The 23,660-nt window shown below is 67.7% G+C and carries 20 protein-coding genes; 6 read left to right on the top strand and 14 right to left on the bottom strand.

All coding sequences use genetic code 11. The annotated features are described in order from the left end of the window. Positions 1-163 precede the first annotated feature (163 nt). From DJ73_RS08555 to DJ73_RS08520, 8 genes are all read right to left on the bottom strand, one after another. Complete coding sequence (locus DJ73_RS08555) at positions 164-1,939, bottom strand: asparagine synthase-related protein (RefSeq protein ID WP_217900434.1); 1,776 nt, start codon at positions 1,937-1,939, stop codon at positions 164-166. A gap of 34 nt (positions 1,940-1,973) precedes the next feature. Beyond that, positions 1,974-3,797 (bottom strand): glutamine--fructose-6-phosphate transaminase (isomerizing), encoded by a 1,824-nt coding sequence (glmS, locus tag DJ73_RS08550; RefSeq protein WP_094557775.1) that lies wholly within the window; start codon positions 3,795-3,797, stop codon positions 1,974-1,976. Between the two features lie 219 nt (positions 3,798-4,016). Continuing rightward, complete coding sequence (locus tag DJ73_RS08545; protein ID WP_094525764.1) at positions 4,017-4,967, bottom strand: glycosyltransferase family 4 protein; 951 nt, start codon at positions 4,965-4,967, stop codon at positions 4,017-4,019. Beyond that, complete coding sequence (locus DJ73_RS08540) at positions 4,964-6,001, bottom strand: DUF354 domain-containing protein (protein ID WP_094525765.1); 1,038 nt, start codon at positions 5,999-6,001, stop codon at positions 4,964-4,966. Before DJ73_RS08540 ends, DJ73_RS08545 begins: the two co-directional genes overlap by 4 nt. A 70-nt stretch (positions 6,002-6,071) precedes the next feature. Beyond that, the gene (locus DJ73_RS08535) at positions 6,072-7,457 is read right to left on the bottom strand and encodes a nucleotide sugar dehydrogenase (protein ID WP_094525766.1); all 1,386 of its coding nucleotides are present in this window, start codon (positions 7,455-7,457) and stop codon (positions 6,072-6,074) included. Position 7,458: 1 nt separating this feature from the next. Continuing rightward, on the bottom strand, positions 7,459-8,046 hold the full coding sequence (locus DJ73_RS08530; RefSeq protein WP_094525789.1) for an acyltransferase: 588 nt from the start codon (positions 8,044-8,046) through the stop codon (positions 7,459-7,461). 375 nt (positions 8,047-8,421) lie between these two features. After that, positions 8,422-9,399, bottom strand: a complete 978-nt coding sequence (locus DJ73_RS08525) for a Gfo/Idh/MocA family protein (RefSeq protein ID WP_094525767.1) — start codon at positions 9,397-9,399, stop codon at positions 8,422-8,424. Continuing rightward, positions 9,396-10,505, bottom strand: a complete 1,110-nt coding sequence (locus DJ73_RS08520; protein ID WP_094557773.1) for a DegT/DnrJ/EryC1/StrS aminotransferase family protein — start codon at positions 10,503-10,505, stop codon at positions 9,396-9,398. Before DJ73_RS08520 ends, DJ73_RS08525 begins: the two co-directional genes overlap by 4 nt. A 727-nt stretch (positions 10,506-11,232) precedes the next feature. Here DJ73_RS08520 and DJ73_RS08515 point away from each other — a divergent pair. Then, positions 11,233-11,895, top strand: coding sequence for a hypothetical protein (locus tag DJ73_RS08515; protein ID WP_094525769.1), 663 nt, complete (start codon positions 11,233-11,235; stop codon positions 11,893-11,895). A gap of 165 nt (positions 11,896-12,060) precedes the next feature. Here the strand turns inward: DJ73_RS08515 and DJ73_RS08510 are convergent, their stop codons facing one another. Further along, complete coding sequence (locus tag DJ73_RS08510; RefSeq protein ID WP_094557772.1) at positions 12,061-12,366, bottom strand: GYD domain-containing protein; 306 nt, start codon at positions 12,364-12,366, stop codon at positions 12,061-12,063. A gap of 765 nt (positions 12,367-13,131) precedes the next feature. Here DJ73_RS08510 and DJ73_RS08505 point away from each other — a divergent pair. Together DJ73_RS08505 and DJ73_RS08500 are read left to right on the top strand one after the other, a co-directional pair. Beyond that, positions 13,132-14,298, top strand: a complete 1,167-nt coding sequence (locus DJ73_RS08505; RefSeq protein ID WP_094525771.1) for a helix-turn-helix domain-containing protein — start codon at positions 13,132-13,134, stop codon at positions 14,296-14,298. Between the two features lie 122 nt (positions 14,299-14,420). Further along, complete coding sequence (locus DJ73_RS08500) at positions 14,421-14,735, top strand: helix-turn-helix transcriptional regulator (protein ID WP_094525772.1); 315 nt, start codon at positions 14,421-14,423, stop codon at positions 14,733-14,735. Positions 14,736-14,903: 168 nt separating this feature from the next. On the opposite strand, the gene DJ73_RS08495 is transcribed toward DJ73_RS08500, so the two are convergent. The 4 genes from DJ73_RS08495 to DJ73_RS08480 form a co-directional block, all read right to left on the bottom strand. Next, on the bottom strand, positions 14,904-16,463 hold the full coding sequence (locus DJ73_RS08495) for an alkaline phosphatase family protein (RefSeq protein ID WP_094557771.1): 1,560 nt from the start codon (positions 16,461-16,463) through the stop codon (positions 14,904-14,906). A 190-nt stretch (positions 16,464-16,653) separates the two neighbouring features. Further along, a complete protein-coding gene (locus DJ73_RS08490; RefSeq protein WP_094525774.1) occupies positions 16,654-16,842 on the bottom strand; it encodes a hypothetical protein in 189 nt (62 codons plus the stop codon). 140 nt (positions 16,843-16,982) lie between these two features. Beyond that, on the bottom strand, positions 16,983-17,756 hold the full coding sequence (locus DJ73_RS08485; protein ID WP_094525775.1) for a hypothetical protein: 774 nt from the start codon (positions 17,754-17,756) through the stop codon (positions 16,983-16,985). Then, a complete protein-coding gene (locus tag DJ73_RS08480; protein ID WP_094525776.1) occupies positions 17,753-18,586 on the bottom strand; it encodes an LpxD N-terminal domain-containing protein in 834 nt (277 codons plus the stop codon). The genes DJ73_RS08485 and DJ73_RS08480 overlap by 4 nt, the downstream gene beginning before the upstream one ends. Before the next feature lie 340 nt (positions 18,587-18,926). Here DJ73_RS08480 and DJ73_RS08475 point away from each other — a divergent pair, with 340 nt between their 5' ends. After that, a complete protein-coding gene (locus tag DJ73_RS08475) occupies positions 18,927-20,006 on the top strand; it encodes a glycosyltransferase family 2 protein (RefSeq protein WP_094557770.1) in 1,080 nt (359 codons plus the stop codon). A gap of 222 nt (positions 20,007-20,228) precedes the next feature. Then, complete coding sequence (locus DJ73_RS08470; RefSeq protein WP_094525778.1) at positions 20,229-21,107, top strand: hypothetical protein; 879 nt, start codon at positions 20,229-20,231, stop codon at positions 21,105-21,107. A 453-nt stretch (positions 21,108-21,560) separates the two neighbouring features. Here the strand turns inward: DJ73_RS08470 and DJ73_RS08465 are convergent, their stop codons facing one another. Next, the gene (locus DJ73_RS08465; RefSeq protein ID WP_094525779.1) at positions 21,561-21,746 is read right to left on the bottom strand and encodes a DUF1328 family protein; all 186 of its coding nucleotides are present in this window, start codon (positions 21,744-21,746) and stop codon (positions 21,561-21,563) included. Between the two features lie 395 nt (positions 21,747-22,141). On the opposite strand from DJ73_RS08465, the gene DJ73_RS08460 reads away from it, so the two are divergent. Beyond that, positions 22,142-23,660: PAS domain-containing protein (locus tag DJ73_RS08460; protein ID WP_176451105.1), on the top strand; the 1,519-nt coding region annotated here is incomplete at its 3' end.

The raw sequence follows: 23,660 nt of genomic DNA, 5'->3' as shown, positions 1-23,660 counted from the left end.
GCGATACGCCCGATCGCAACTCGGGGGAGGCGAGCGAAAACGGTGCGGCGTCTTGCCACGGCTGCTATCCTGTCACGACCACTGGGCGATCGGGTTCGGACGGGCGTCTCCGCTCTGGGAACGACGTCGCACGGAGGTCGAGAGGCGGTCCGGAGGCGCCGCCTCAGTCCAGGCTGAACAGCGATTCCGGATCGTGATCGGTCCCCGTCGCGCACTCGAGCCACACGAGCGCGTCGTTGATCCGGAGCTTGATCCGCGGCGGTAATCGGTGTACGTCAGGTGAGTCCGGAAAGAGCCGCCCGTCCATCCCGGCGGCGGCGTAAATCTCGTCTCGGTCGGGCCACGGCGTTCCCGGCGCGTCGACGCCGGGGAGGGTTCGCCTGAGGAACCCCTCTATCTGGTTCAGCATGTACGACTCGTGCGGCCGGTCCGGCGGTCGATGCCTCAGGATATCGTCGTCGATGAGCCCCAGCGCCCGCTGGAACGTCTCCCCGTTCCGGTGCTCTGGCGGCGTCGAGAGGTGCCAGTCGAGTATCTCCGCGTCGGCCGCGATGAGGCTCTCGACGTGGTTGTCGGCGATCTGCGTTCGGAAGGGGAGCGCCGGCGTGAGCTGGATTCCGAGCATCGCCATCGCGTTCAACGTCGAGTCGCACCGCTGGCCGTAGCTCTGGATGGCGGTCGTGACCGACTCCTCGAACAGCTCGTCGACGGTCCCGTCCCAGTCATCGCCGCCCGCGAGCGGCGCCCCGTCGCCCCAGAAGCCGAGCCGCGTCCGGTAGTGGTCGACCGGGTCGGGATCCGACTCCAGCCCCCCGATCGGGAGCGAGTGACCGACGGCGTCGATCGTGCGGGACGGGACGTAGTGGTCGCGCAACACGGTGTCGAGGAACAGCCCGTGGTACATCTTCGGCGGCGTGAGCGCGTCGCGGTTGCCGCGGTGGTGGATGTGGAGCGATTCCCGTATCCCGCCGGTGTACCGGACGACGTCCGAGTCGGCGTCGAGGTAGCGGTCCGTCACCGGCAGCAGCTCGTGGTCGACGCCGTACTGCGTCGCGACCTCCCGGGCGACTCGCACTTCGGGCGCCGTGGGCGTCCCGAGGGTGTAGCTGACGTCGATGTCCGACACCGTCGCGAGCAGCAGCCGCGAGTCGTAGCCCGCGCTCGCCAGCGCACCCGCGGACGCGCCGTCGCCGTCGCGACGGGCGACCGCACGCTCCAGCCGTTCCGCGAGGTCAGCCGCGTGGTCCGCCTGCGAGCCGTCGCGCGGTCGATACACGAAGCGTTCCAGTTCCGTCGTCGACCGCTCGCCGAGCGCGGCGTCGAAGGGGACCCGCCGCAGTCGTTCGAGCAGCGTCCTGTTCTCGAAGCTCACGCCGAAGTGGACGAACTGGTTCAGCGCGCGGTCGTCGATCGACGGGTCCTCGACGAGCCGCGCGACGCCGACCGGGTCGGTTCCGAACGCCCGGTACCCGTCTCGGTCCGTGACGTAACACTCCACGGACCGGAGGAGGTCCGGGGCGATCGCAGCGGTCCCGTCGTGCTCCACGGCGACGAGATAGGCGCCGTTGAGCTCGTCGAACGCGTCCGTCCCGACGGCCGCGAACCGTTCGTAGACCCACTCGGACGCGTCGATATCCGTCGACTCGGGCGGGAACAGCTCGCCCCAGACGACACAGCAGCCGTCCGGGCCCTCGTACACGTGACTCCGTTCGCGGTGGCGGCCCTCGCTCCCGCGGAGGCCGATCGTCACCGTCTCGCCGGCGACGACCCTGTCGAACTCCGTCGCCGGCCGACTCGCGTCGAGGCGTTCGCGATCGCCGAAGACGCCGAACAGCTCGTCGTTCATCAGCCCCGATTCGCTCGGTGACGAGGTGGTTCCCGGTCGGGACCGGGCCGGTTCGTCGTCCGACGGGGGCGTTTCGACTGTGGCGTCGGTCATCGGTCGCATCTCGCGGTCGTGTCGGTGCTCACTGTTAGTTGACCGTCACGCTCTTCGCGAGGTTGCGCGGCTTGTCGATCGGGCGATCCAGTAGCTTCGCGGAGTAGTACGAGACGAGCTGGAGCATGACGTTCGCCAGCAGGCCGTTGAGGTCCGGGTGCGTCGACGGGACGCGAACGACTTCGTCGGCGAAGTCGACGTCGATCCCCTCGCCCGCGACGGCGATCACGTGCGCGCCCCGCGACTGGGCTTCCGTCGCGTTGATGCGGGTCCGCTCGTCGTTCTCTCCGGTGAAGAGGGCGAACACCGGGACGCCGTGGGTCACGAGCGCCAGCGGGCCGTGCTTCAACTCGCCGGAGGTGAACCCCTCGGCGTGTTCGTAGGTGATCTCTTTGTACTTCAGCGCGCCTTCGAGCGCGACTGGGTACGCGAGTCCGTGGCCGATGAAGAAGTACTCCTCCTGATCGGTGTACCGCTCGCAGAGATCGGTGACGCGCGAGGTGGACACGACGTCGTCGATCTGCCCAGGGAGCCGGGAGAGCGCCGCCACGAACTCCTGCGTGTCGTCTCGTGGGGTCGCGCCATCGATGTCGGCCGCGAACTCCTCGGCGAGCATCGCGAGCGTGACGACCTGCGAGGAGAACGTCTTGGTCGCCGCGACGCCGATCTCCGGACCGGCCCGGATGTACACCGTCGAATCCGCCTCCCGCGAGACGGTCGACCCGACGACGTTCGTGACGGCGAACGTCCGGGCTCCGTCGCGTTTCGCGGCGTTGAGTGCGGCGAGCGTGTCCGCCGTCTCGCCGCTCTGCGTGACCGCGATGACCAGCGTTTCCTCGTCTTTCGGGACGGTGTCCCCGTACTGGCTCGCCCGGTACGACGTCGCTCGGATGCCCCTTTTGTTCAGGATCCTCGCGCCGTACATCGCGGCGTGGTACGACGTTCCACAGGCGACCAAGTGGACCTCCTGAACGTCGGCGAACGACCCGTCCGGGAACGACTCGAGCTCGATCATCCCGCCGTCCGGATCGGCCCGCCCTTCCAAGGTGTCGGCGAGGGAGGTCGGCTGCTCTTCGATCTCCTTGATCATGAAGTGATCGTACCCTCCCTTGCCGGTCTCGCCCGCGCTCCACTCGACCGTCTCGACCGGTCTCTCCCGCTCCGTCCCGCCCCGTTCGAGGAACGAGTAGCCGTCCGGGGAGACGGTGAGAACGTCGCCGTCTTGGAGGTACACCACCTGATCGGTGTGCTCGAGAAACGCGGGCACGTCGCTCGCGAGGTAGTAGCCGCCCGCCTCGGCGTCGTCGCCGATCCCGAGCACGAGCGGGGAGCCTTCCCGCGCCGCGTATACGGTCTCTGACCCCTCGATCAGGACGGCGATAGCGTAGCTCCCCGCTATCCGGTCTACCGTCTTCCGGAACGCCGTCTCGGGGCCGTCACCCCGGTCGAGGTACCGTTCGATGAGGTGGGCGACGACCTCGGTGTCCGTGTCGCTGGTGAACCGGTATCCGCGGCCGCGGCACTCCTCTCGGAGGGTCTCGTAGTTGGAGATGATCCCGTTGTGGACCACCGCGACGTCCTCAGACCCGCTCGTGTGCGGGTGGGCGTTCTCGTCGGTCGGCGGCCCGTGGGTGCTCCAGCGCGTGTGCCCGACGGACATCTCCCCATCGGGGAGCCCGCGGGAGAACCGCTCTTCGAGGTCGCTGATCTTCCCGGCGCGCTTGCGCACTGCGATGCCCTCGGCCGTGCTAACGGCCACCCCGGCGGAGTCGTACCCCCTGTACTCGAGGTTCTTGAGGCCGCTCAGAACGCGGTCGGCCGAGTCGTCGACCCCCACGCACCCGATGATACCGCACATCTCAGTGCTCACCCCTTCGGACGGGAGGCGTTCGACGTTCGTCGCGGGCTGTCGTCGTTCTCGAGCCGGGCGCTCGAGCGGTGTCCGACGTCGGCTCATTGGAGACTGCCATGCGTACCACGGCCTATCGGTGTTATCGGGGATTACTATCGAGAGGCTAAGCGGGCGACTTTCGGTCGTTCGAAATCGTTCGCTCGGACGCCGCCCGCCCGGAATCGCTTACTCGGACGATAACCGAGCGCCGTCGGTCGCGAGAAGGGCGCTGTAGATCGAGTGCAGATCGGTCGCCATACGCTCCGCCGTATGCGCTCTCACGCGCTCGCGGCCGTTCGATCGACCGGCGGACCGGAGCGTCGCGTCGAGCGCGTCGGCCAGTTCGTCGTCGGTGTCGGCGACGTGGCTGTTCTCCACGTCGGCGAGCGTCTCGGCCGCGAACCCGACGTCGGTCGAAACGACCGGCACGTTACAGGCGGCCGCTTCGCGGACGACCATCGGACCGCTCTCGCGCTCGGAGGTAACGAGGAGGACGTCACAGGCGTTCATGAGGTAGGGCATCTCTTCGTACTCGCGCCCGTGGATCGCCTTGATCTCCGCGTTCACCACGGCCTCGGAGACGACCCGCTGTGCGCGTTCGAAGTCCTTCACGTCCCGGTCCGTGTCGTACGGGAAGAGGACGAACCGCTTCGACTGGTCCCACCCGAGCCGTTTCCGCGCCTGGGTCCGGTCGATGGGCCTGAACAGCTCGAGGTCGACGCCGAACGGGACGACCTCGTGGTCGCAGTCCAACCGCCGAGAGACGGCTTCATTCGGGGCGATGACGGCGTCGCTGTGTCGAGCGGCGAATCGGGTGACCCGGTCGAGCCGGTTCGAGTATCCCATCACTTCCGACCCCCACAGCGTCAACACGACCGGGCGAACCGGCTGTGCGAGCGCGAGCGGCCCGACAAGCCCGTAGTTCGCGTGGACCAGATCGTACGACCCGCTCGCCTCGGCGAGGACGTCGCCGTACGTCTCCGCGTACGCGCTGATCCCCCGGGGGTCGCCCTCGGCGGCGTCGCCGCGGACGACGAGCGTCGTGCAGTCGACGCCGCGTTCCTCCAGCGCGTCGACCTGCTGGGTGAAAAACGCCTCCTCGGACGACGCCAGCTGCAGGACGCTGAGGTCCGTCACGCCGGCACCCCCTCCACGCCGAGTGCCCGCAGTATCGAGCGGTGCGGGTCCGTCTTCTCGTCGAGCAGGCGGTCACGCCGCGCCTCGAAGTCATGGTCCTCGTCACCGTTCAAGACGCGTTCCGCCGTCTCGATCGCCCGGTCGTGTCGGAACGAGCCCTGACAGTTGTACAGCAGCCCGTATCGCGCCTCGAGCTCGTCGGTGTACCCCATCCGGAGCGTGTTGACGTACACCGCGGGCGTGCCGAGCACGGCGCTCTCGGCCGCCATCGTCGCCCCCTCACCGAGATACACGTCCGCGTGCGCGAGCAGGTGGTGGACCTCCTCCGGCGGGACGTCGAGGGCGCGATCGTCGAGATCGCTCGACGTCTGCACCTCCGAGGTCACCCGGACCTGCGCGCCGGCCGCCTCCAGCCGTTCGACGACGTCGGTCACGTCGGCCATCCCCCCGGCGCCGACGTCGTGCATCGCGTCCCAGTCGGTGAGCCGGACGACCGCGAGCGGCTCGGCGGGGTCGACTCCTGCCGCCTCCGGCACGCTCGGGTCCGGGTCGAACCGGTTCGGATGCAGGTACGCGAGTTCGTGATAGCCCGCGTATCGGGCGTGTTTGGGGCCGAAATCCCGATGGAAACAGTCCGGCGTGTGGATCGCGTCGGCGAACGGCCTCGTGAGCGCGTTCGACAGTCTCGCGTGTTCGGTGTCGGTGAACGCGACGGTTCTGGCGCCGGCCACCGTCCCCGCGTGGGACGCGGAGAGGCCGCCGATCCCCGTCACGACGTCCGGGCGAAACCGGAGCAGTCGACGGAGCAGTCGGGATTCGAACAGCAGCTGCGACGTCACGAGACCCCCCATCGACCCGTTTGCGGTGTCGGTCAGCACGGTGTGCTCGATGCCGAACGCGTCGAGCAGCGCGGTCGTTATCTCCGAGTCGCGAACGTAGACCCGCGTCTCGTGGGCGGTCGGTTCGAGCGCCTCGATGACGTGCCGGTAGAAATGCACGTGCGGCGGTCGTTGGATCGTCACGGCGATCTTCATGCTTCCCCCGCCGGGACGGTCGTCCCGCCGCGATCGGTCGCGCTCCGACGGGCTCGGGAGGCCGTCGAGCTCATAACCGTCGGTACTCGTAGCCGGCCCGGCCGATCTCGTCCCTATCGGCGACGCCGTCCACGTCGACGAACACCGGGTCCGAATTGAGCGATTCGGCCACCCGCTCGTAGTCGAGATCGGCGAAGGCGTCGTGCGGGGTCGCCAGCACGATACCGTCGAAGTCGTCGAACGAGCCCAGGGTCGCCGTCTCGGTCCCGAACGCGTCGGCGATCACCTCGTCGTCGACCACCGGGTCACAGACCGCGCAGTCGACGTCGTACTCGCCGAGCGCGGCGACGAGGCTCTTCACTTCCGACGTTCGAATATCGCCAACGTTCGGTTTGTACGCGGCCCCCAGGATCAGCAGCCGGGCGTCCCTCGGGACCGTTCCCACCGCGTTGAACGCCTTGACCGTGACCTCCGCGACGTGTTTCGGCATGTACTCGTTGACCTCCCGTCCCTGGAAGATGAGCTTCGGAGAGAACCCGGCCCGCTCGGAGCCGTGGGCGAGGTAGAGCGGGTCGACCGGGATGCAGTGGCCGCCGACGAGGCCGGGACTGTAGTCGTGGAAGTTCCACTTGGTCGCGGCGGCGTCGATCACCTCGCTCGTGTCGAGGCCGAGGTGGTCACAGATGATGGCCATCTCGTTCATCAGGGCGATGTTGAGGTCGCGCTGGACGTTCTCGAGCACCTTCGCCGCCTCGGCGGTCTCGATCGAGGGCGCCCGGTAGACCCCGGCGTCCACGGCGGAGTCGTACAGGGCGGCGAGCTCCTCGAGCGACCTCGCGGTGTCGGCGCTCACGATCTTGACCGCCTCCTGCAGCGTTCGCCCCTGATCCCCGGGCGAGAGCCGCTCCGGCGAGTAGCCGACGTGAAACTCGTCGCCGAGCGTGAACCCGGAACCCTCCTCCACGATCGGCGCCACGGTGTCCCGCGTGACGCCGGGGTACACCGTCGACTCCAACACGATCGTCGTGTCCTCGCTCACGTGTTCGGCGACGGTCTCCGCCGCGCTCCTGACGAACGCGAGCTCGGGGTTCTGCCCGCTGTCGAGCGGTGTCGGAACGGTGATGAGGACGTAGTCGGCGTCGCGGATCGCCGTCGGGTCGTCGGTGAACCGGATCTGGCTGTCGGCGATCCGGTCGTCTCCCAGCTCCTCCGTGGGGTCGCGGTCGTTCCGGAACTCCGCGACTCGGTCCGGGTCGATATCGTAGCCGACGATGTCGTACCCCTGCTCGTCGAACGCGACCGCGAGCGGGACGCCGACGTAGCCGAGCCCGACGACACACACCGTCGCGGACTCGACGTCGGGCGCGCGGTCGGCCGTCGACCGCTCGTCCGCGGCGCGTTCGACGACGCCGTCGGCGTAGCTTCGCTCGCGGCTCGTGGAAGGCGTCTGGTACATGTTACACCGAGTTCCGCTGCCGGAGTGCGTTCGGAAGCGGTTCCGTGTCCGCCGGGCTGCCGACGGCGAGCTCCTCGGCGCCCACGTCGTCCGTCACGACGGCGCCGGCGGCGACGAACGCGTCCTCCCCGACGGTGACGCCCGGAAGAACGGTCGCGTTCGCCCCCACGCTGACGCCGTCTTCGAGAGTCGGTCCCTCGAGGTCGGTCTCCGCTCGCACCGGGTACGGGTCGTTCGTGAGGACCGCGTGCGGACCGACGAAGACGTCGTCGCCGATCGTCGTCTCCGACGGGACGTACGCCCCGGTCTGGATGCTCACGTCCGACCCGACCGTCGTCCGCCCGTCGATCACGGCCTTCGTCCCGAGGAGGACGTCGTCGCCGATCCGGGTCTCCTCGCGGACGAGCGCGTCGTGACCCGTCTGAAACCGGTCGCCGACGACCACGTCGGCGTAGACGACCGTCCCCGACCGAACGGTCGCTCCGTCGCCGATAACCGCGGGCGGCGCGGACTCGTCGTGGACGTAGCCGACGAGACGGGGATCGTCGATCGCGACGTCGTCGCCGAGCACGACGTTGGGTTCGCTCATCCGATCCGGGTCGTCGCGCGGTCGGTCTGAGTCGTCGCGTATCCAGTCAGGCTCGTCGCGTATCTGGTTTGGCTGGTCGCGTCTCCGGTCTGGCTCGTCGCGCATCCGCTCGGGTTCGTCACGCATCCGGTCACCGCTCGTCCGCCGATCGGCGGATGTACACGAGGAGCGTGACGGTGACGAGGGCGATACCCGCGGCGACTGCTGATTTCGAAGGCATACTCGTCACACCCTTCCCCGTGACGGGGGATTATTATGGGGGCCCATAGGTCAGTCGCGAGTCGGCGAATCGCGCTTACGAGTGTCGTAAGGGCCCGCCGCGCGACTTCTCCGCGACGCGGTCGTATCGGTCGCCGAAGGGGTCCCGGCTCGGGCTCACGCCGTCCGTTCGATCTCGAACTCCTCGACGGGCGTGCCGATACCGTCGATCCGCTGGGCGAGTTCGACGGCGCGCAGCCCGTCTTCCCCGGTAACGAGCGGCTCCTCGTCTTCCCGGACGGCCGCGATGAACGACGAGAGCTCCTCTTTCAGCGGCTCGTGGCGTTCGACGACGAGGTTCTCGACGACCGTCTCGTGACGGTAGTTGACGGAGCCGGTGTCTCGGACGTACTCCGGGACCGAGCGCCGGCAAATCTCGATCGATTGGTCGATGAAGTCGACCTCGATCTTCCGGTCCGCGCCGGAGACGACGAGCTCGCGGATCTTCTCCTGCGTCACTCTGCTGGCGGTCAGCGTACCGATCGCGCCGGACTCGGACCTGACCGTCGCGGTCGCGTACTCCCCGTCGCCCGTGCTCGCCGCCGCGACCTCCGCCGGTTCGTCGAGGATCTGTAAGAGCAGGTCGATGTCGTGGATCATGAGGTCCATCACGACCGAGTCGTCGATCGCCCGGTCCGGCGGCGGTCCGAGCCGACGGGCCTCGACGGCGCGGATCTCGACGTCCGGAAGCAGGGTGAACAGCTCTCGGACCGCCGGGTTGAACCGCTCGATCTGCCCGACCTGGACCGTGACGCCCCGCTCGTCGGCGTACTCGAGGAGGGAGCGTCCCCGGTCGACGTGTTCGACGAACGGTTTCTCCACGAGCACGTCGACGCCGGCGTCGATACACTCGCGCACCGCCTGGAAGTGGTACTCCGTCGGGACGGCCACGGTGACGACGTCGGCGGCGGACAGGAGCTCCGCGAACGACAGCGCCCGACTCCCGTACTCCGTCGCGACGCGCTCGGCGCGCTCCGAATCGACGTCGTGAACGCCGACCAGCTCGGCCCCCGCGAGTTCGTCGTACGCGCGAACGTGGTTCTGTCCCATGCTGCCGGCCCCGATGACGCCGGCTCGGACGCGGTCGGGGCTCATCGGGGCCCCTCCGGCCCGTCGGCCGAAAGCGCCCGGTCGATCGCCTCGGCGATCGCCTCGATATCCGACGCGGACACCTTCGGATGAACCGGAAGCGACAGCACTTCTCCGGTCGCTCGCTCCGCGACGGGTGCGCTCGCGTCGACCCCCGAGTAGCTCTCCAGCTCGTGGAGCACCGTCGGATAGTAGACGCCCGACTCGATCCCCGCCTCTTCGAGCGCGTGCCGGAGCCGCTCGCGATCGCTCGTGCGCACGGTGTACTGGTGGTAGGCGTGTCGGCGTTCCGCGGGCTCGGTCGGCGTCGTCACCGGCGTCTCCGCCAGCCGGTCCGTGAGGCGGGCGGCGTTCGCCCTGCGCCGTTCGACGAACTCGGGGAGCTTCTCGAGTTGCGCCCGGCCGATCGCCGCGGCGAGGTTCGTCATCCGGAAGTTGTGCCCCAGCGTCGCGTGTTCGTACGACCCGTCTCCCCTGCCGTGGTCGATGAAGCGGCGGACCCGGTCGGCGACGTCGGCGCTGTCCGTCGTCACCATGCCGCCCTCCCCGGTCGTCATGTTCTTCGTGGGGTAAAACGAGAAACACCCCGCGTCGCCGATCGCGCCGACGGGCCGCCCGTCGTACGTCGCCCCGTGCGCCTGCGCGGCGTCCTCCACCAACGCGGCGTCGTGGGCGTCGGCGATCTCGCGGAGCCGTCCGAGGTCGGCGGGCAACCCGTACAGGTGGACGGCGAGGATCGCGTCGACGTCGCCGCCTTCCGACCGGATCGCCGCCTCGACCGCGTCAGGGTCGAGGTTGTACGTCTCCGGGTCGACGTCCGCGAACACCGGCGTCGCTCCCGTGAACCGGATCGCGTTCGCCGTCGCCACGAAGGAGAGCGGCGTCGTCACGACGGCCGACCCGTCGCCGACGCCGACGGCTCTGAGGGCGGCGTGAAGCGCGGCCGTCCCGTTCGCGGTGGCCACCGCCCGGTCGACGTCACAGTGCTCCGCGAACGCCGATTCGAACGCGCGGACCTCGTTGCCGTCCGCCAGTTGGCCCGAGGCGAGCACCGATTCGAGGCGTTCGCGCTCGGCCGTTCCGACGGACGGATCGGCGATCGGCACCGTCATCTGACCGGTCCCGGCGAGCCGCGGTCCAGTCGATCCATCGGCACGGTAGTCGCAGCGGTCGTCGCAAACATCGGTAGGATGATCTCTCGGAGCCACACCGCATTATTATCGGTCAGGTAACCGCTTCCCCCCGTCTGCGGGCAGTTTCGCGGTCGACGGGTCGGGATCGCGCCTCGATCCCCCGGCCGCCGGCCGGCGTCACCGACCGACGTCGCCGGCGGCCGTTTCCGTTCCCTGAGCGACGCGCACTCCGGGGACGAGCGTCGGGAGCGCTCCGGTCGGCCCGCACGCGCCCCTGTCGCCCGCACGCGCCCCGGTCGGCCCGCATGTCCCCACTCGCCCGCACGCGCCCCGGCACGGGGGGACACCGGCATTACGCCGGTCCCGGTCCGGGGCCGGCGCCCGACCTATCGCCGACCCGAGAGGCGGGCCGCCGGTCCGTGGCTTAGGCCGATCCCAACCGCCAGATACCGCGTGGGATTACACCGCTACTACTGTAATGATAGACGGTCGATACTGTTCGGAACAAAATCGCGGGACGTGACGACTCCGTCCGGTCTCGACAATATATCTCCGCGTACGTGTTCGTGAGACGAATCGGCTGCGCAACCTTATCGAGTTGACTGAAACTCGGTGAAAAGGTGAGTAAGATGGCGTAATCCTCCACAAATGTATCTCCCTTTTTTCTATCTGTACATAATTGTATCCAGTTGAGGTCGAGACAGAGATGAAAGCAGCATCTAAATCAGACGGCGAACCGACACCCTCGGAACCGGACCAAGAGACCGACGACGACGTGTCCGTCGACTCGCTTCCGGGTATCGAGGACGCCGGTTCCGACACGGAACCGCTCGAATTAGACGACGTGTTTCACGTCCTACAGAACGAGCGTCGGCGGAACGTCCTCCGCTACTTGGACGACGTCGACGACGTCATCGAGATGCGGGACATGGCCGTTCAGATCGCGGCGTGGGAGAACGACACGACGGTACAGCGGCTGCACTCGGACCAACGCCAGCGCGTGTACATCGCGCTGTACCAGTCTCACCTCCCGAAGCTGGACGACTTGGGGCTCATCGACTACAACAAACCGCGCGGCTACGTCGAGCCTCGGCCGCGGCTCGATCGGGTACAGCGGTACCTGAATCCGGAGCCATCGACCGAGAGCGCACCGGCCGAGACGGCCGCGACCTCGGCGGAAAACGAGCGGCGCGAGACGTTCCTCAAGACCGCGGGCGGCGCCGGGCTCCTAGTGGCCGCCGGCTGGGCCGGGCTACTGACGCCGCTTCTCTCGGGACTCTCCGTCGCGACCGTCGTGCTCGCGATATTCGTCGGCACGGTCGCGTACGCGTACCGCTCCGAACTCGTTCCGTCATCCGCCGAGAACTGAAGGGCGACCGAGAACCGCGCAGAGACCGAGACCCGCCGAGAACTGAACGACGACCGACGCCAGCCGAGCGACGACGACTCTTTGTTTCGCGGGAGCGACCGGACGCGGCGAGCGGACCGAACGGCGGTGTCCGATGCGACGCTCCGTGCCAGTCGCCGCTCCGACTCAGAGGTCCTCGACGAGTTCACCGAACGCCTCTGTCGGGACCACCTCCATCGACTGGACGTCGAGGCCGTGCCGCTCCATGATCAGCGAGGCCTTGAAACAGACGTCCCGGCTCGGCGCGTCCAGCAAGACGAGGAAGTCGTGTTCGCCGAGGACCGCGTACGAGTGAGTGACCTCGGCACCGACGTCCGTACACTCCCGTCGTATCGGTCCCCAGATCGTGGCGAGCTCTTGGGGATTCTGAACGTCATTCGTCCGGATGTCCGCGAGGAGCGCGTACTCCGTGAACTCGTTCTGGTGTGGCATCGACTCATCTCGACGGTCCCGAGGCTAAGTTATGAGGCCGTTAACTCCCTCATCGCCCGCCTCGGTCCCGAGCGACCGCTTCTGACGCGAGAGCGTCGCAGCCGCGGCCCGGTGCGACGAGCGCCCACTCGGCTTCCGAGGTTCACTGACCGTCAGAAGGCCCGTCCGTGGGAGCCCGAGCCTTACGTCATACGTAACGGGCTTCGGGCCGCGTCCCGAGCCGCGGCCGGTCGCCTGAGGAGCGTCATAATAATACAGACGGGCGACGATTCTCGCCCGAATGGGACTTTCTGAAACGAACGAAGTCTGCGACACTCTCAGAGGCGACGTCACCTCCGTTCCCGCCTCTCTCCGCGCTTCCGCGCTCCCGGCACTCCGCGTCGCTCACGACGCGTTCGGTCACGGCCCGCGGACGGCGGGCGGTCGCGTCGCGTTCGACGACGGTCGGTTCCGCGCTCGTCCGAGTCGTCCCGCGACGGTGCGCGACGGTATCTCCGAGGGAAACATTAATTTAGGCACAACGAACAACCTCAAATCAACGAGAAAGTGTGTTCTGGAGACCTCTCAAAATCACCCCGATGGCCACACGTGAATACGCATCGTCCTCGCTCCGTCTCATGCCCGAGTCGCCGCCGAACGCCCGGCGGCTCCGACCGAGCGCTCGGCGGCTACGACCGATTGCCTCGCGACTGAGAGCCCCGTTCACAGGTCGTGCGAGCAGGGGACGGCGCCGATCGTCCGCCGCGGGCCGCGGGGCCTGAGATCATGAGCGAGACTGGCGAGATCGGCCGAACCGCCGTCGTTTGCCTCGTTTTCGTCGCGCTGGTGTGCTCGGGCGCGATGGCCGGGGTCGGTCAGGCGTCGCTGGCTGAGGGCGCGACCTCGGGACCTGCCCAGACCGACTCTGGCGGTGCCGTGATCCAGAACGTGACGCTCGAGGGCGACGGTTACATCGAGTCGCAGTACGAGACGATCGACGACCACCCGGGCCCCCCGTTCGTCTGGCAGGAGGAGGGGCTCCGATTGAACGTCACCGTCGCGTCCGGCAACGACAGCGGGTCGTTCGATCTCTGTGGACGGGGGTTCAGAGAGGGCGATGACTCGTCGGTCTCGTTCGACTGCGTGGAGGTCGAACTCTCCGCCGACTCCACCCGAACCGTCCGCCTCTCCACTGACTCCTGGCCGAGTAACGCGACCGGGAATCACACCGTCCTCATGGAGCTGTCCGACCCGGGCCTCGACGAGAACGACGTCGTCGACGAAGCGACCCTTCAGGTGAGGGTGATCGAGAAGGAGGGCGATCTCACCGGCGACGGACTGACGAACGCGGAGGAGTTCAAACACGGGACGGACATCACGACCCCCGACACGTCGGACAACGGACTGACCGACTGGGAGGAGGTGAAGAAGTACGGAACGAACCCGCTGGTCCGCGACACGACGGGCGACGGCGTCAACGACGCGACGCTCGTTCGGTTGGGACTCGATCCGACCGAGCCGTACCTGCTCCACCGGATTCTGGCCGCGGTGCTCCTCGGTCTGATAGCGATCGGCTGGGTGGGCGTGATGGCGGTCCGTAGATACGGAGGCGGAGGAGCGGGCGCGAGCGGCCAGTCCGACGGCTCGGGCACCGACGGCCCCGGGCCGGATCGGGACTCGGCCGACGAGACGACCGGCGGGGATCCGTCGCCGATCGACCAGTCGATCCTGACGAACGAGGAGGTCGTCTGTCGGCTGCTCAAGCGTAACGACGGGCGAATGCGACAGAGCGAGATCATCGAGTCGACGGAGTGGTCGAAGGCGAAAGTGAGCCGCGTGCTGTCGGACTTAGAGGAGGAGGAGGTCGTCAAACGCGTCAGGATCGGTCGCGAGAACGTCGTGGATCTCCAGTCCGACGTCGACGGCCTCGAGCTCTCTGACCAACAGGAGTAGCGATCCGACCGGAACGGCCGAAGCGGCTCGCGGCGCTTCGGCGTCGCGGTCGCTTACGTGGGTTCTAAGTTCCGTAACGATGTCGACGAAGTAAATGCCTGACCCGCGTACGACGAGTACGGATGATGGACTTGACCGCGTTTCAACGCGATCTCCTGTTCACGACCTTCGGGTTGGAGGAGCCGAAGGGGGTCGAAGTGAAAGAGGCCGTCGAGCGGTACTACGGGTCGGACGTCCTGCACGGCCGGCTCTACCCGAACCTCGATGCACTCGTCGAGAAGGGCCTCGTGGAGAAGGGTAGTCACGACCACAGAACGAACAAGTACATGCTCACGGAGCGGGGGAAACAGCAGCTCAAATCGCGGATCGAGTGGGAGCTTTCGAACGTCCCAGACGGGATAAAAACCGGGATCAGGTCGCTCCCCGAACGGCAGTGACGGCGGTTCCGGCGATCGACCCTCAACCCGCGGCGACGGCGAGCGGCCACGACCCGGACGGCGAGCGGCCACAGCTTGCGGCGACGGCGAGCGGCCACGACCCGGACGGCCAGCGGCCACAGCTTGCGGCGACGGCGAGCGGCCACGGCCTGCGGCGACGGCGAGCGGCTACGGTAGCGTCGTCCCGTCCACAGCGGGATACGGAGCGGTTCCGGTGTCCGACACCATCGGGAGCACCGTCCCGTCCATCCGGTCGCTGTACGGGACGCCCATCGCCGCCATGACCGTGGGAGCGACGTCGAAAATGTGTGCGTTGTTGACCGCCGCGTCGGGCGCAACGCCGTCGCCCGCGGCGATCAGGACCCCCTCGAGCTTGTGGTTCCAGGGGTCGGTCGGTGGGCCGAACTGGTCTCCGAGGAGCTGCGCCGACAGGAACTCGGAGAAGTCCCGCGGGACAGTGACGATGTCGACCGCGTCCTCAGCGAACGGCCCGCTGAAGTACCGCTCTCTGGGGGCCACCTCCTCGAAGACGGGCTTCCCGTCGGGCGTCTGCACGTCGTTGAGCTGGTCCATCAGCTCCGTTCTGACCGCCTCGTACTCCTCCCGAGCGACGACGCCGTCCGGCTCCCGCCCCTCCAGGTTGATCCGGACGCCGAGTTCGGTTCGCGCGCGCATGTACGCCGTCGACGCCTCGAAGTCGACCTGCTTGCTCGTCGCCCGGACGACGCCGTCGGGGACGTGCCGGCGGACGGCGTCGGCCATACCCACGTGCTCGAGCCGGTCGAGGAGGGCTCGGGGGTCGATACCGACGCGGCTGACGCCGCGGGCGAGCCGCCCCGCGAGACCGGGGTCCCACGACCGGTCGGCGTCGCCGTCCCTGAGCTGGTTCCGGATCGGGTTCCACGACGGCATCCCCTTCCCCCCTTCGGAGACGTTGAGGAACCCGCGGTCGCGGAGGAACTCGTTCACTCTGAACTCGAAGTTCTCGTACTGTCCGATCCCGTGATCGCTCACCAGGAACACGCAGTCCGGGTCGCAGGCGTCGAGGATCGCGCCGATCTGTTCGTCGGTCTCCTCGTAGATGCGGCGGACGTGCTCCGGATCCCCTTCGAACTCGTGAAACACCGTGTCCGTCTTCTGGAACTGGACGAACCCCAGATCCGGGTCGAACCGGTCGGCGAGGTATCTGAACGCGTCGCCCCGCATCCGCGCGAGTCGGCGGTACTCGTCGATCTTCTCCTCGTCCGAGCGCCGTTCGTCGTCGCGGGAGTAGCGCGGGTACACCCGGTACTCTCCGATCTCGTCGACGAGTTCCTCGAAGAGCCCTTCCGGGAGGCACCGCGGCTCTTCCGGCGCCATGAACCCCGGGACGATCGCCCCGTCGATGTCGGCCGGCGGATAGGTCACCGGCGCGTTGACGACGACGCTCGATCGACCGTGGTCGTCGAGCAGTTCCCAGAGCGTCCGCGCTCGGACGTGGTCGGCCGTCGAGACCTCCCAGTCGTAGCCGTCGAACGTGACGAATCCGTACACGCCGTGCTTTCCGGGGTTCGATCCGGTGTATATCGACGGCCACGCGCTCGGCGTCCACGGCGGGATCTGCGATTCCAACTCGGTGGAGAGCCCCTCCGCGGCGAGCGCGCTGATGTTGGGGATGCTGTTCGTCTCACGGAGGTCGTCGAAGACGGGGCGACAGCCGGCGTCGACGCCGATGATCAACGCCTTCATCGTGTCACCGGTGCGCTCGTCGCCGTCTCGTCGCTCGGAGCCGACCGCGACACGACGTTTCGCGAGAGGTCGAGGCCGACGCGGCGTCTGTTCTCCTCATATGTCGATCACCACCGGTGGCGTCCACTTGCTTATGCGGCAGGTAAGCGGCCGCACCGAGGGCCCGTTGAACCCCGCGTTCCGTACCCGCTCACCGCACCTCGTCGAGCGAGACGAACGAGTCGCCCCGAGCCGAGACCCACACCGTTTCTCCCGACACGTCCGTCTCGGGGAAGTGACGGAAGATGATGCACTCGTCCGGCGCGTCGTCGTTCGCCAGGATCTCGGCGACGGTATCGATCGCCCCGTACTCCGTCGTCGGGCTCGGTCGTCGGATCATCGCATTGAGACGGATCGGCACGGGCGCCTTTAATTATCCACAGAGTATCCACGCCGAAACGGTCGACGAACGGCAACACGACGACGTGGAACCGCCTCGTGGCCCGTCACGCCGGCTGGACCGTCGTCGAACGGATGGGATCAGCGATCGGCCGCCGGCTCCCTCTCGGGAAGCTCGACCGGCGGGTCGAACTTCTCGCGGAGGTGCTGGTCGGTGAGCAACCGCTCGGCGTAGCCGACGTTTTCGTCGATGCTGGACGTCACCCGCTCGGTGTACGGCAGGTCCGTCTCGCCCCACAGCCCGGGGTGCGTGAGGAGCTGTACCCGCTCCGACAGCCGCGTGTCGAACGGGTGGCTCTCGCGCCAGCGCTGTCCGGAGTCGGCCACGTACGTCGCCTCGGAGAAGAACCGCGGCTCGTACGTGGTCGCCAGTCGGTCGAACGTCCGGTCGATCACCCACTCGGGCGGACAGTGGAACGACACCGGATCGCACACGTTCTCGGCAGCGAGCGACAGCGCCGACCGCTCCGCGGTCACCCGCTCTCGGAGCTCCTCTGGCGACGGTCGGCGCGACCAGTGCTGATGGGTGCTGAAGTGAACGCCGACGTCGTGGCCCAGCGCGTCGATCTCGTCGATCACCGCGCGACAGACGGCGTCGAAGACGTTGTACAGCGGATTCGACACGAGAAAGAAGTACGTCGATCGGAACCCGAGGTCGGCCTCTATCCGACCGATCTCCAGCGCCTTCCTCGGCGAGAGGTCGACGTCGTGACGAAGCAGGAGGTCACCGTCTCCGACGTCGCCCTCGAAGGACGACGATTCGTACCCGTGGTCCGACAGCCACACCAGCGCGCGCTCGTACCAGTCGTAGGTGAACTCGACGCCGTCGAGCGCGGGCGTTTGGGAACTGCTCATTCGGCGCTCACCTTCGAGCGGTTCCGGGCGGGAGACCCGACGACCGTCTCCCCGGCCGGAACGTCGTCGAGGACCGTCGAGTTGATGCCGACCTCGGCCCCGGAGCCGATGTCCACTCCCGTCGCCACGGCCACGTGCGGCTGGATCACCGCCCCGTCCCCGACCGTCACCCGACCGGAGAAGCCGGTTCCGTACGCCACCGTGACGTTCTGGCCGATCCGGACCTGATGGGCGACGTGCACGTTGGCGCTCAGTTTGGCGTTCCGACCGATGACGGTCTCGTCGAACACCGCGCGGTCGACTGTCGCGTTCGCCCCGATTTCGGCGCCGTCCTCGATCCGGACGCGACCGCGGTGGGGTAACCTTCGAGGCACCCCCTCGTCGTCGCGCCCGAACCCGAAGCCGGGGCACCCGACGCTCGCTCCCGCCCGAATCGAGCAGTCGTCGCCGACGCGGACGTTGGCGCCGATCGCGGCGTGAGGGCCGATCCGCACCCGGTCGCCGATCTCCGCGTCGTCGTGGACCGACGCCGTCGGATGGACGCCGTCTCGGTCGAGCGGTTCCTCGGCGAGAAACTCGTTCGCCGCGACCGCGAACGCCGTCCGTGGCTCGTCGGTGACCAGTTGCGTCGTCCCCGCGACCGCACCGACGGTCTGGGGGCAGAGAACGGCGCCAGCGTCCGTTTCACGGACGTATCTGGCGTCGTCGTACACGCAGAAGGCGAGGTCGCCCTCGTTCGCGGTCGCGAGCGAGTCGACCCCCGTGACGGAGACGGGCGGTCCGACGTGCTTGGCGTCGACGTGACGGGCTATCCGCTGTGAATCGGTCATCCCGGACGGCCCTCGAACGCGGAGCGCTGATCGGCCGATCGGCACCCGACGATCGGCGACGGGCCCCTCAGCGTGCGGACGCGTCCGCACGCGGGCACCGACCCCGGCGCGGGCGACGGTAACCCGAGTGCCTGCGAGACGGACGGATCGGCACCCACTGTCTCCTGATGGTCGCTCATGGTCTCGGCTTGGCCATCGAGTCGCTCCCATTTCCTTATCGCGCGGTTAATGTCGCGAGAGCGGATCGAACGGCCGATAAACCGGAGTGCTCGCGGACGTGAGAGCGGCATATCGGTCTCATAATAAAGCCGCGAACCGCCGCAGACCGACGTACCAGAGAATGTACGAGGGACACACCGTCGCCGCCGTCATCCCCGTCTACAACGAGGAACCGTTCATCGGCGAGGTCATCGAAACGCTTCCGACGTACGTCGATCGCGCGTACGTCGTCGACGACGCTTCGACCGACGACACGTGGAGCGCGATTCAGGCCCGCGCCGACGGCGGGGTCCCGGTCGATCCCTCCGCCCGAAACGGCGACGTCGACGGCTCCGACGTCGCGGCCGAAGAGTCCGGCGCTCGCGACGAGGCCGGCGGCCGCGCCGCCGCCGTCGACGGCGAGGACGGGGGATCCCCGACGGTCGTCCCGTTGCAGCACGAACGGAACAGAGGCGTCGGCGGAGCGATCAAGACGGGATACAAGCGATCGGTCGCCGACGGGACGGACATCACGGTCGTGATCGCCGGCGACGGGCAAACGGCCCCGGACGTCGTCGAGCGCATCGTCGAGCCCGTCGCGGCGGGTCGGGTCGACTACGCCAAGGGGAACAGAATGCTGACGCGCGAGGAGATGCCAGCGTTCCGGCAGATCGGAAACGCGACGCTCGCGCTGCTGACCCGGATCGCGAGCGGCTACTGGAAGGTGAACGACCCGCAGAACGGGTCGACGGCGATCTCTCTGTCGGCGCTCGAAACGCTCGAAATCGACGAACTGTACGAGGATTACGGCTTCGTCAACGACCTGCTCATCCGTCTCAACGTCCACGAGATGCGGGTCGCCGACGTCCCCCGACGGGCCGTCTACGAGGACGAAACCAGCCACATCTCGTACACCTCTTTCATCCCGAAACTGTCGATCCTGCTGTTGCGAGGGTTCCTCTGGCGACTGCGAGTGAAATACCTCCAGCGCGACTTCCACCCCCTCGCGTTGTGTTATTACCTCGGGGCCGGGACGTCCGCGCTGGGGGCCGCGTCGGTCGGAGCCGACGCGCTGAGGGACGGACCGTCCAGGGGAGACGGGAGGGTCCTGTTCGCGCTCGGGTGGCTGTTCATGCTGCTCGCCATGGTGTTCGACCTGGACGAGAACCGGGACCTCCAAGAGATCGGAGCGACGGCGGAGGACGGCCGAAACGACGAGTGAGCGCCGTCATATCGCGGGAACTCGCCCGGCGTCGAACGCGCTGATCGGTGTCGAACGCGCTGATCGGCGTCGCCCTCGCGCCGCCGACCGTCCCGAAGCCGTCGGTCTGAGAACTCCTTCGCGCCGCGCTTCCGACCGGTTAAGCGGCGGTAAGTATCTCGGTTACTGTCAGGTCAGTGATTTTTTATATAGGAGTGAGGCGTCCGTCGATGCGAGAACACGATGGCAGACCAACCGCGGCCCGAAGGCGAGAACGAGAGCCGGTCGCGGCGGTCGGTGCTCCGCTCGCTCGGCGGAACCGGCGCGACCCTGCTCGGCGGCGTCGGGGCCGCGGCCGCCGGCGGCGTCGGAGCGTACCGGCGCGACCGGGCGTCCGAACACAGCGGCGGCGACGGGATCCCGGACGAACTGAAGCGGTCGGAGGCGTTCCACGAGCGTCTCGTCGACCGCTTCGGCGCCGACTCGTTCGAGGGGCTGGAGGTCGGCCGGACGGACTTCCTCGTCGACGCGAGATACGTCGGAACCGCGGCGGTAGACGACTCCGTCAAGCGTCGTCTGGAGGCGCTGTTCCGCGACAACGGCATCCACATGCAGTGGCTCGACCACCCGGACCGGATCGACGAACGGCGGTTCCTCGAGTCGTACGGGAACGACGTGCACAGCATCCTCTGGGCGACCCAGAGCTTCTACGCCCGCGAGGTCGAGGCGGACCTGAAAAACGTCGCCTTCCAGCTCGTCGTCGTTCCGGGGCGGCGCGAACCCCCGCACGTGGGGCGCGTCTACTGCCACCTCTCCGACGGGTTGCGCGATCGGTGGAACGACGGGTGGGTCAACGGGATGAACGCCGGGAACAGGGCCGTCGTCGGCCACCGCGACTCGCCCCGCGAACAGGCGCGCTTAGCGCTCCACGAGATCGCCCACCTCGTCCTCTGTCACGACGACGATCCGGCGAACACCGGGGAGATGGGGACCCAGCAGCGACTCGACCTCACAGACGACGAGTGGACGGAGCTTCGAAACGGTCTCGACGCGGTCCGGGACACCACGGGGTACGACGTCGCCTTCCGGCGGTGCTCCTGGACGGAGTACGTGCCGGCGTGAGCCGCGACGCGCCGCCCGCCCGTCCGCACCCGGGCGCCGACGGCCCGGCTCTCGCTTCGGACCGGCGACGGGATTACGGACAAAAAGCAGGAGGGTGGCGGTGCGGCAGTTGCGCGCGGATCCTGTGACGCTTCCCCCTTTCGGAGTGGCAGGGAACTCAACTCCGATCGGCTGTGCCGGAAGTGCCGTCCACTTCGGCATCGAACGATACGGCCGGCACCAGTATTATTATCAGGATGGTAAACGCCGGGATCGCGGGCTCCGCTCCGGGAGTCGGCGGCCGTCGTCCGCTCGCGGGACCGACTGTGACTCCGCGACGGAGGAGTGACCTCGCGGAAGGCGGCGTTTCGGCCCTCCGAGATGAAAGGTGAGAGAACGGGAGGGAATGAGACGAAAGGTGAGAGAAAGAGAGAGAACGAAAGTGAAGGCGTCAGCGCGGCCGCGAGAGGGAGATCAGAGGAACAGCGAAGCGACGAACAACACGAGGAACACGAACACGAAGATCTTGGCGATGCGCATGGACACCCCTGCCACGCCTCGCAGTCCGGCCACCGCGGCGAGGACGGCGAGAACGAAGAACAGCAGCGCTATCTCGATGAACCCGCCGCTCTGTAACGCCACGAAGTCGGCGTACTGCATCAACGAACCGACCTCCGGATTCGATCGACACCCAGACGTCTCGGTCCGCTCGCCGTCAGTAGTTGACGCATGGATCCGAATTGTGCCATCGGGCCCTTGATTATCTGTCTGATAATTCGCACCGATCGGCGGCGGTCGAGTCCGTGGCCGCGCGGCGGCGTCAAGCCCCCGCCCATCGAGAGTCGCCCGAGTCCGCCGACCGCACTCCAACCGGCTCCCGCTCTGCGATATAAATGACTATTTCATGTCACTCCTTCCACCGCCGAGCCTGAGCGCCGCGGAAGGGGTATGCTTTTCCGACGACGGTGCCGATGTCCCGTGTCGAAGTCAAGTTCGCGTGTAAGGGGCCGTCACGGCCGCGTAATGATCGACAGCTGATACGATACCACGGATACATGAACGAAACGGTGTTGTACGTCGGTGCGGAAGCCGAGGGACTGCGACGGGTTATCAACGACCGGGAGCCGGCGGATCGCCCAAACGCCTTCACGACGACGAGCGTGAGCGACGCGGTCGATCGGCTGATCGGCGGCCGGTTCGATCGGGTACTGCTCGGTTCCGGCACCGAAACGCGCGACGTTCGAGTACTGCTTCGACTGGCGGACACCGACCCGTCGCTGACGACGCTCTCTCGACGAGAGGCGCACGAATCGCTCGACGACGACCTGGCCGCGCTGGTCGACGGGACGTTCGACCCGGACGACCCCGAGTCGGACGGCCCGCTCGTCGCCGTCGGTGAGCCAGTCGGCGACGCCGCGTCTGGGGCGGTCTCCGCGACACGGCCGACCGCCTCGGCCGACGACGCCGTCGACGACCCCCTCTCGGAGTCCGCGACCGGGATCGCGTGCGTCGATCGGGACGGGACGTACCTCTGGGTGAACGACCGCATGGCGGACAGTATCGACGGGCCGGACGGGGACGTCGTCGGGCGTTCGCTGCGGGACGCTCCGCCCGAGGATCTCACCGCCGATCTGCCGGAGCTCTGGGCGCACGCGGTTCGAACCGGAGCCAAACAGCGGACGGTCGTCTCCGACGGCCCATCGTCGCGATCAGTCACGATCCGTCCGATCGACGGGGACCGGTATCTGCTGCTCGAAGAGCCCCACGAACCGGAGTTCGCGTTCACCGGGAAGTACCTCGATCGGCTCGCCGATCTGTTCTTCATCGTCGATTTCGACGGCAGGCTCGTGTACTGGAACGAGGCCGTCTCCGAGGTCACCGGCTACAGCGACGTCGAACTCGGTGAACTGGACGCGTTCCGGCTGTTCGACAGCGGCGATCGCGATCGCGCCGTCGAGGCCGTCGAGAGGGTCCGGTCGGACGGCGAACACTCGATCGAACTTCGATTGGCCACGAGCGACGGTGAGACGATCCCGTACCAGTTCTCCGCCTCGGTCGTCGAGGACGACGCCGGACGCCCGCTGTACGTCTGCGGCATCGGGCGCGATATCACCACGAAAATAGAGATGCAGGCGGAGATCGAGTCGGTCGTCGACGATCTCCGGGAGTCGAACGCCGAGCTGGAACGCTTCGCGTACGTCGCGTCCCACGACCTCAAGGAGCCGCTCCGGACGATCCAGAGCTTTCTCAGGCTCCTCGAAAACCGCTACGGAGACGAGCTCGGCGACGACGGGTCGGAGTACGTCGAGTTCGCGATCGACGGCGCGGCCAGGATGTCGTCGATGATCGACGACCTACTCGAATACTCCCGCGGCGGCGGCGAGGTGTCCTTCGAGGCCGTCGACACCGAGGCGGTGTTCGAGGAGGTGATCGAGAACCTCCGGTCGACAATCGCCGAATCCGGAGCGAGGATCACCGCCGGCTCCCTTCCGACCGTCGGCGTGTGTTATCGCGTTCTCCACGAGGTTCTGGAACAGCTGGACGACGAGGGTCCTGTCGGCCGCAGGTACACGT

Origin of the sequence: Halorubrum sp. Ea1 (assembly GCF_002252965.1) — an archaeon.
GTDB lineage: Archaea > Halobacteriota > Halobacteria > Halobacteriales > Haloferacaceae > Halorubrum.
The sequence above is the reverse complement of the archived record's forward strand: the minus strand, read 5'-3'. Positions and strand labels throughout refer to the sequence as shown.

What these genes read in the sequence shown, in the direction of transcription:
- DJ73_RS08555 (WP_217900434.1), bottom strand. Translation starts at nt 1,939, where the DNA reads ATGACCGACGCCACAGTCGAAACGCCCCCGTCGGACGACGAACCGGCC.
- glmS (WP_094557775.1), bottom strand. Translation starts at nt 3,797, where the DNA reads ATGTGCGGTATCATCGGGTGCGTGGGGGTCGACGACTCGGCCGACCGC.
- DJ73_RS08540 (WP_094525765.1), bottom strand. Translation starts at nt 6,001, where the DNA reads ATGAAGATCGCCGTGACGATCCAACGACCGCCGCACGTGCATTTCTAC.
- DJ73_RS08535 (WP_094525766.1), bottom strand. Translation starts at nt 7,457, where the DNA reads ATGTACCAGACGCCTTCCACGAGCCGCGAGCGAAGCTACGCCGACGGC.
- DJ73_RS08530 (WP_094525789.1), bottom strand. Translation starts at nt 8,046, where the DNA reads ATGAGCGAACCCAACGTCGTGCTCGGCGACGACGTCGCGATCGACGAT.
- DJ73_RS08525 (WP_094525767.1), bottom strand. Translation starts at nt 9,399, where the DNA reads ATGAGCCCCGACCGCGTCCGAGCCGGCGTCATCGGGGCCGGCAGCATG.
- DJ73_RS08520 (WP_094557773.1), bottom strand. Translation starts at nt 10,505, where the DNA reads ATGACGGTGCCGATCGCCGATCCGTCCGTCGGAACGGCCGAGCGCGAA.
- DJ73_RS08515 (WP_094525769.1), top strand. Translation starts at nt 11,233, where the DNA reads ATGAAAGCAGCATCTAAATCAGACGGCGAACCGACACCCTCGGAACCG.
- DJ73_RS08510 (WP_094557772.1), bottom strand. Translation starts at nt 12,366, where the DNA reads ATGCCACACCAGAACGAGTTCACGGAGTACGCGCTCCTCGCGGACATC.
- DJ73_RS08505 (WP_094525771.1), top strand. Translation starts at nt 13,132, where the DNA reads ATGAGCGAGACTGGCGAGATCGGCCGAACCGCCGTCGTTTGCCTCGTT.
- DJ73_RS08500 (WP_094525772.1), top strand. Translation starts at nt 14,421, where the DNA reads ATGATGGACTTGACCGCGTTTCAACGCGATCTCCTGTTCACGACCTTC.
- DJ73_RS08495 (WP_094557771.1), bottom strand. Translation starts at nt 16,463, where the DNA reads ATGAAGGCGTTGATCATCGGCGTCGACGCCGGCTGTCGCCCCGTCTTC.
- DJ73_RS08490 (WP_094525774.1), bottom strand. Translation starts at nt 16,842, where the DNA reads ATGATCCGACGACCGAGCCCGACGACGGAGTACGGGGCGATCGATACC.
- DJ73_RS08485 (WP_094525775.1), bottom strand. Translation starts at nt 17,756, where the DNA reads ATGAGCAGTTCCCAAACGCCCGCGCTCGACGGCGTCGAGTTCACCTAC.
- DJ73_RS08480 (WP_094525776.1), bottom strand. Translation starts at nt 18,586, where the DNA reads ATGACCGATTCACAGCGGATAGCCCGTCACGTCGACGCCAAGCACGTC.
- DJ73_RS08475 (WP_094557770.1), top strand. Translation starts at nt 18,927, where the DNA reads ATGTACGAGGGACACACCGTCGCCGCCGTCATCCCCGTCTACAACGAG.
- DJ73_RS08470 (WP_094525778.1), top strand. Translation starts at nt 20,229, where the DNA reads ATGGCAGACCAACCGCGGCCCGAAGGCGAGAACGAGAGCCGGTCGCGG.
- DJ73_RS08465 (WP_094525779.1), bottom strand. Translation starts at nt 21,746, where the DNA reads ATGCAGTACGCCGACTTCGTGGCGTTACAGAGCGGCGGGTTCATCGAG.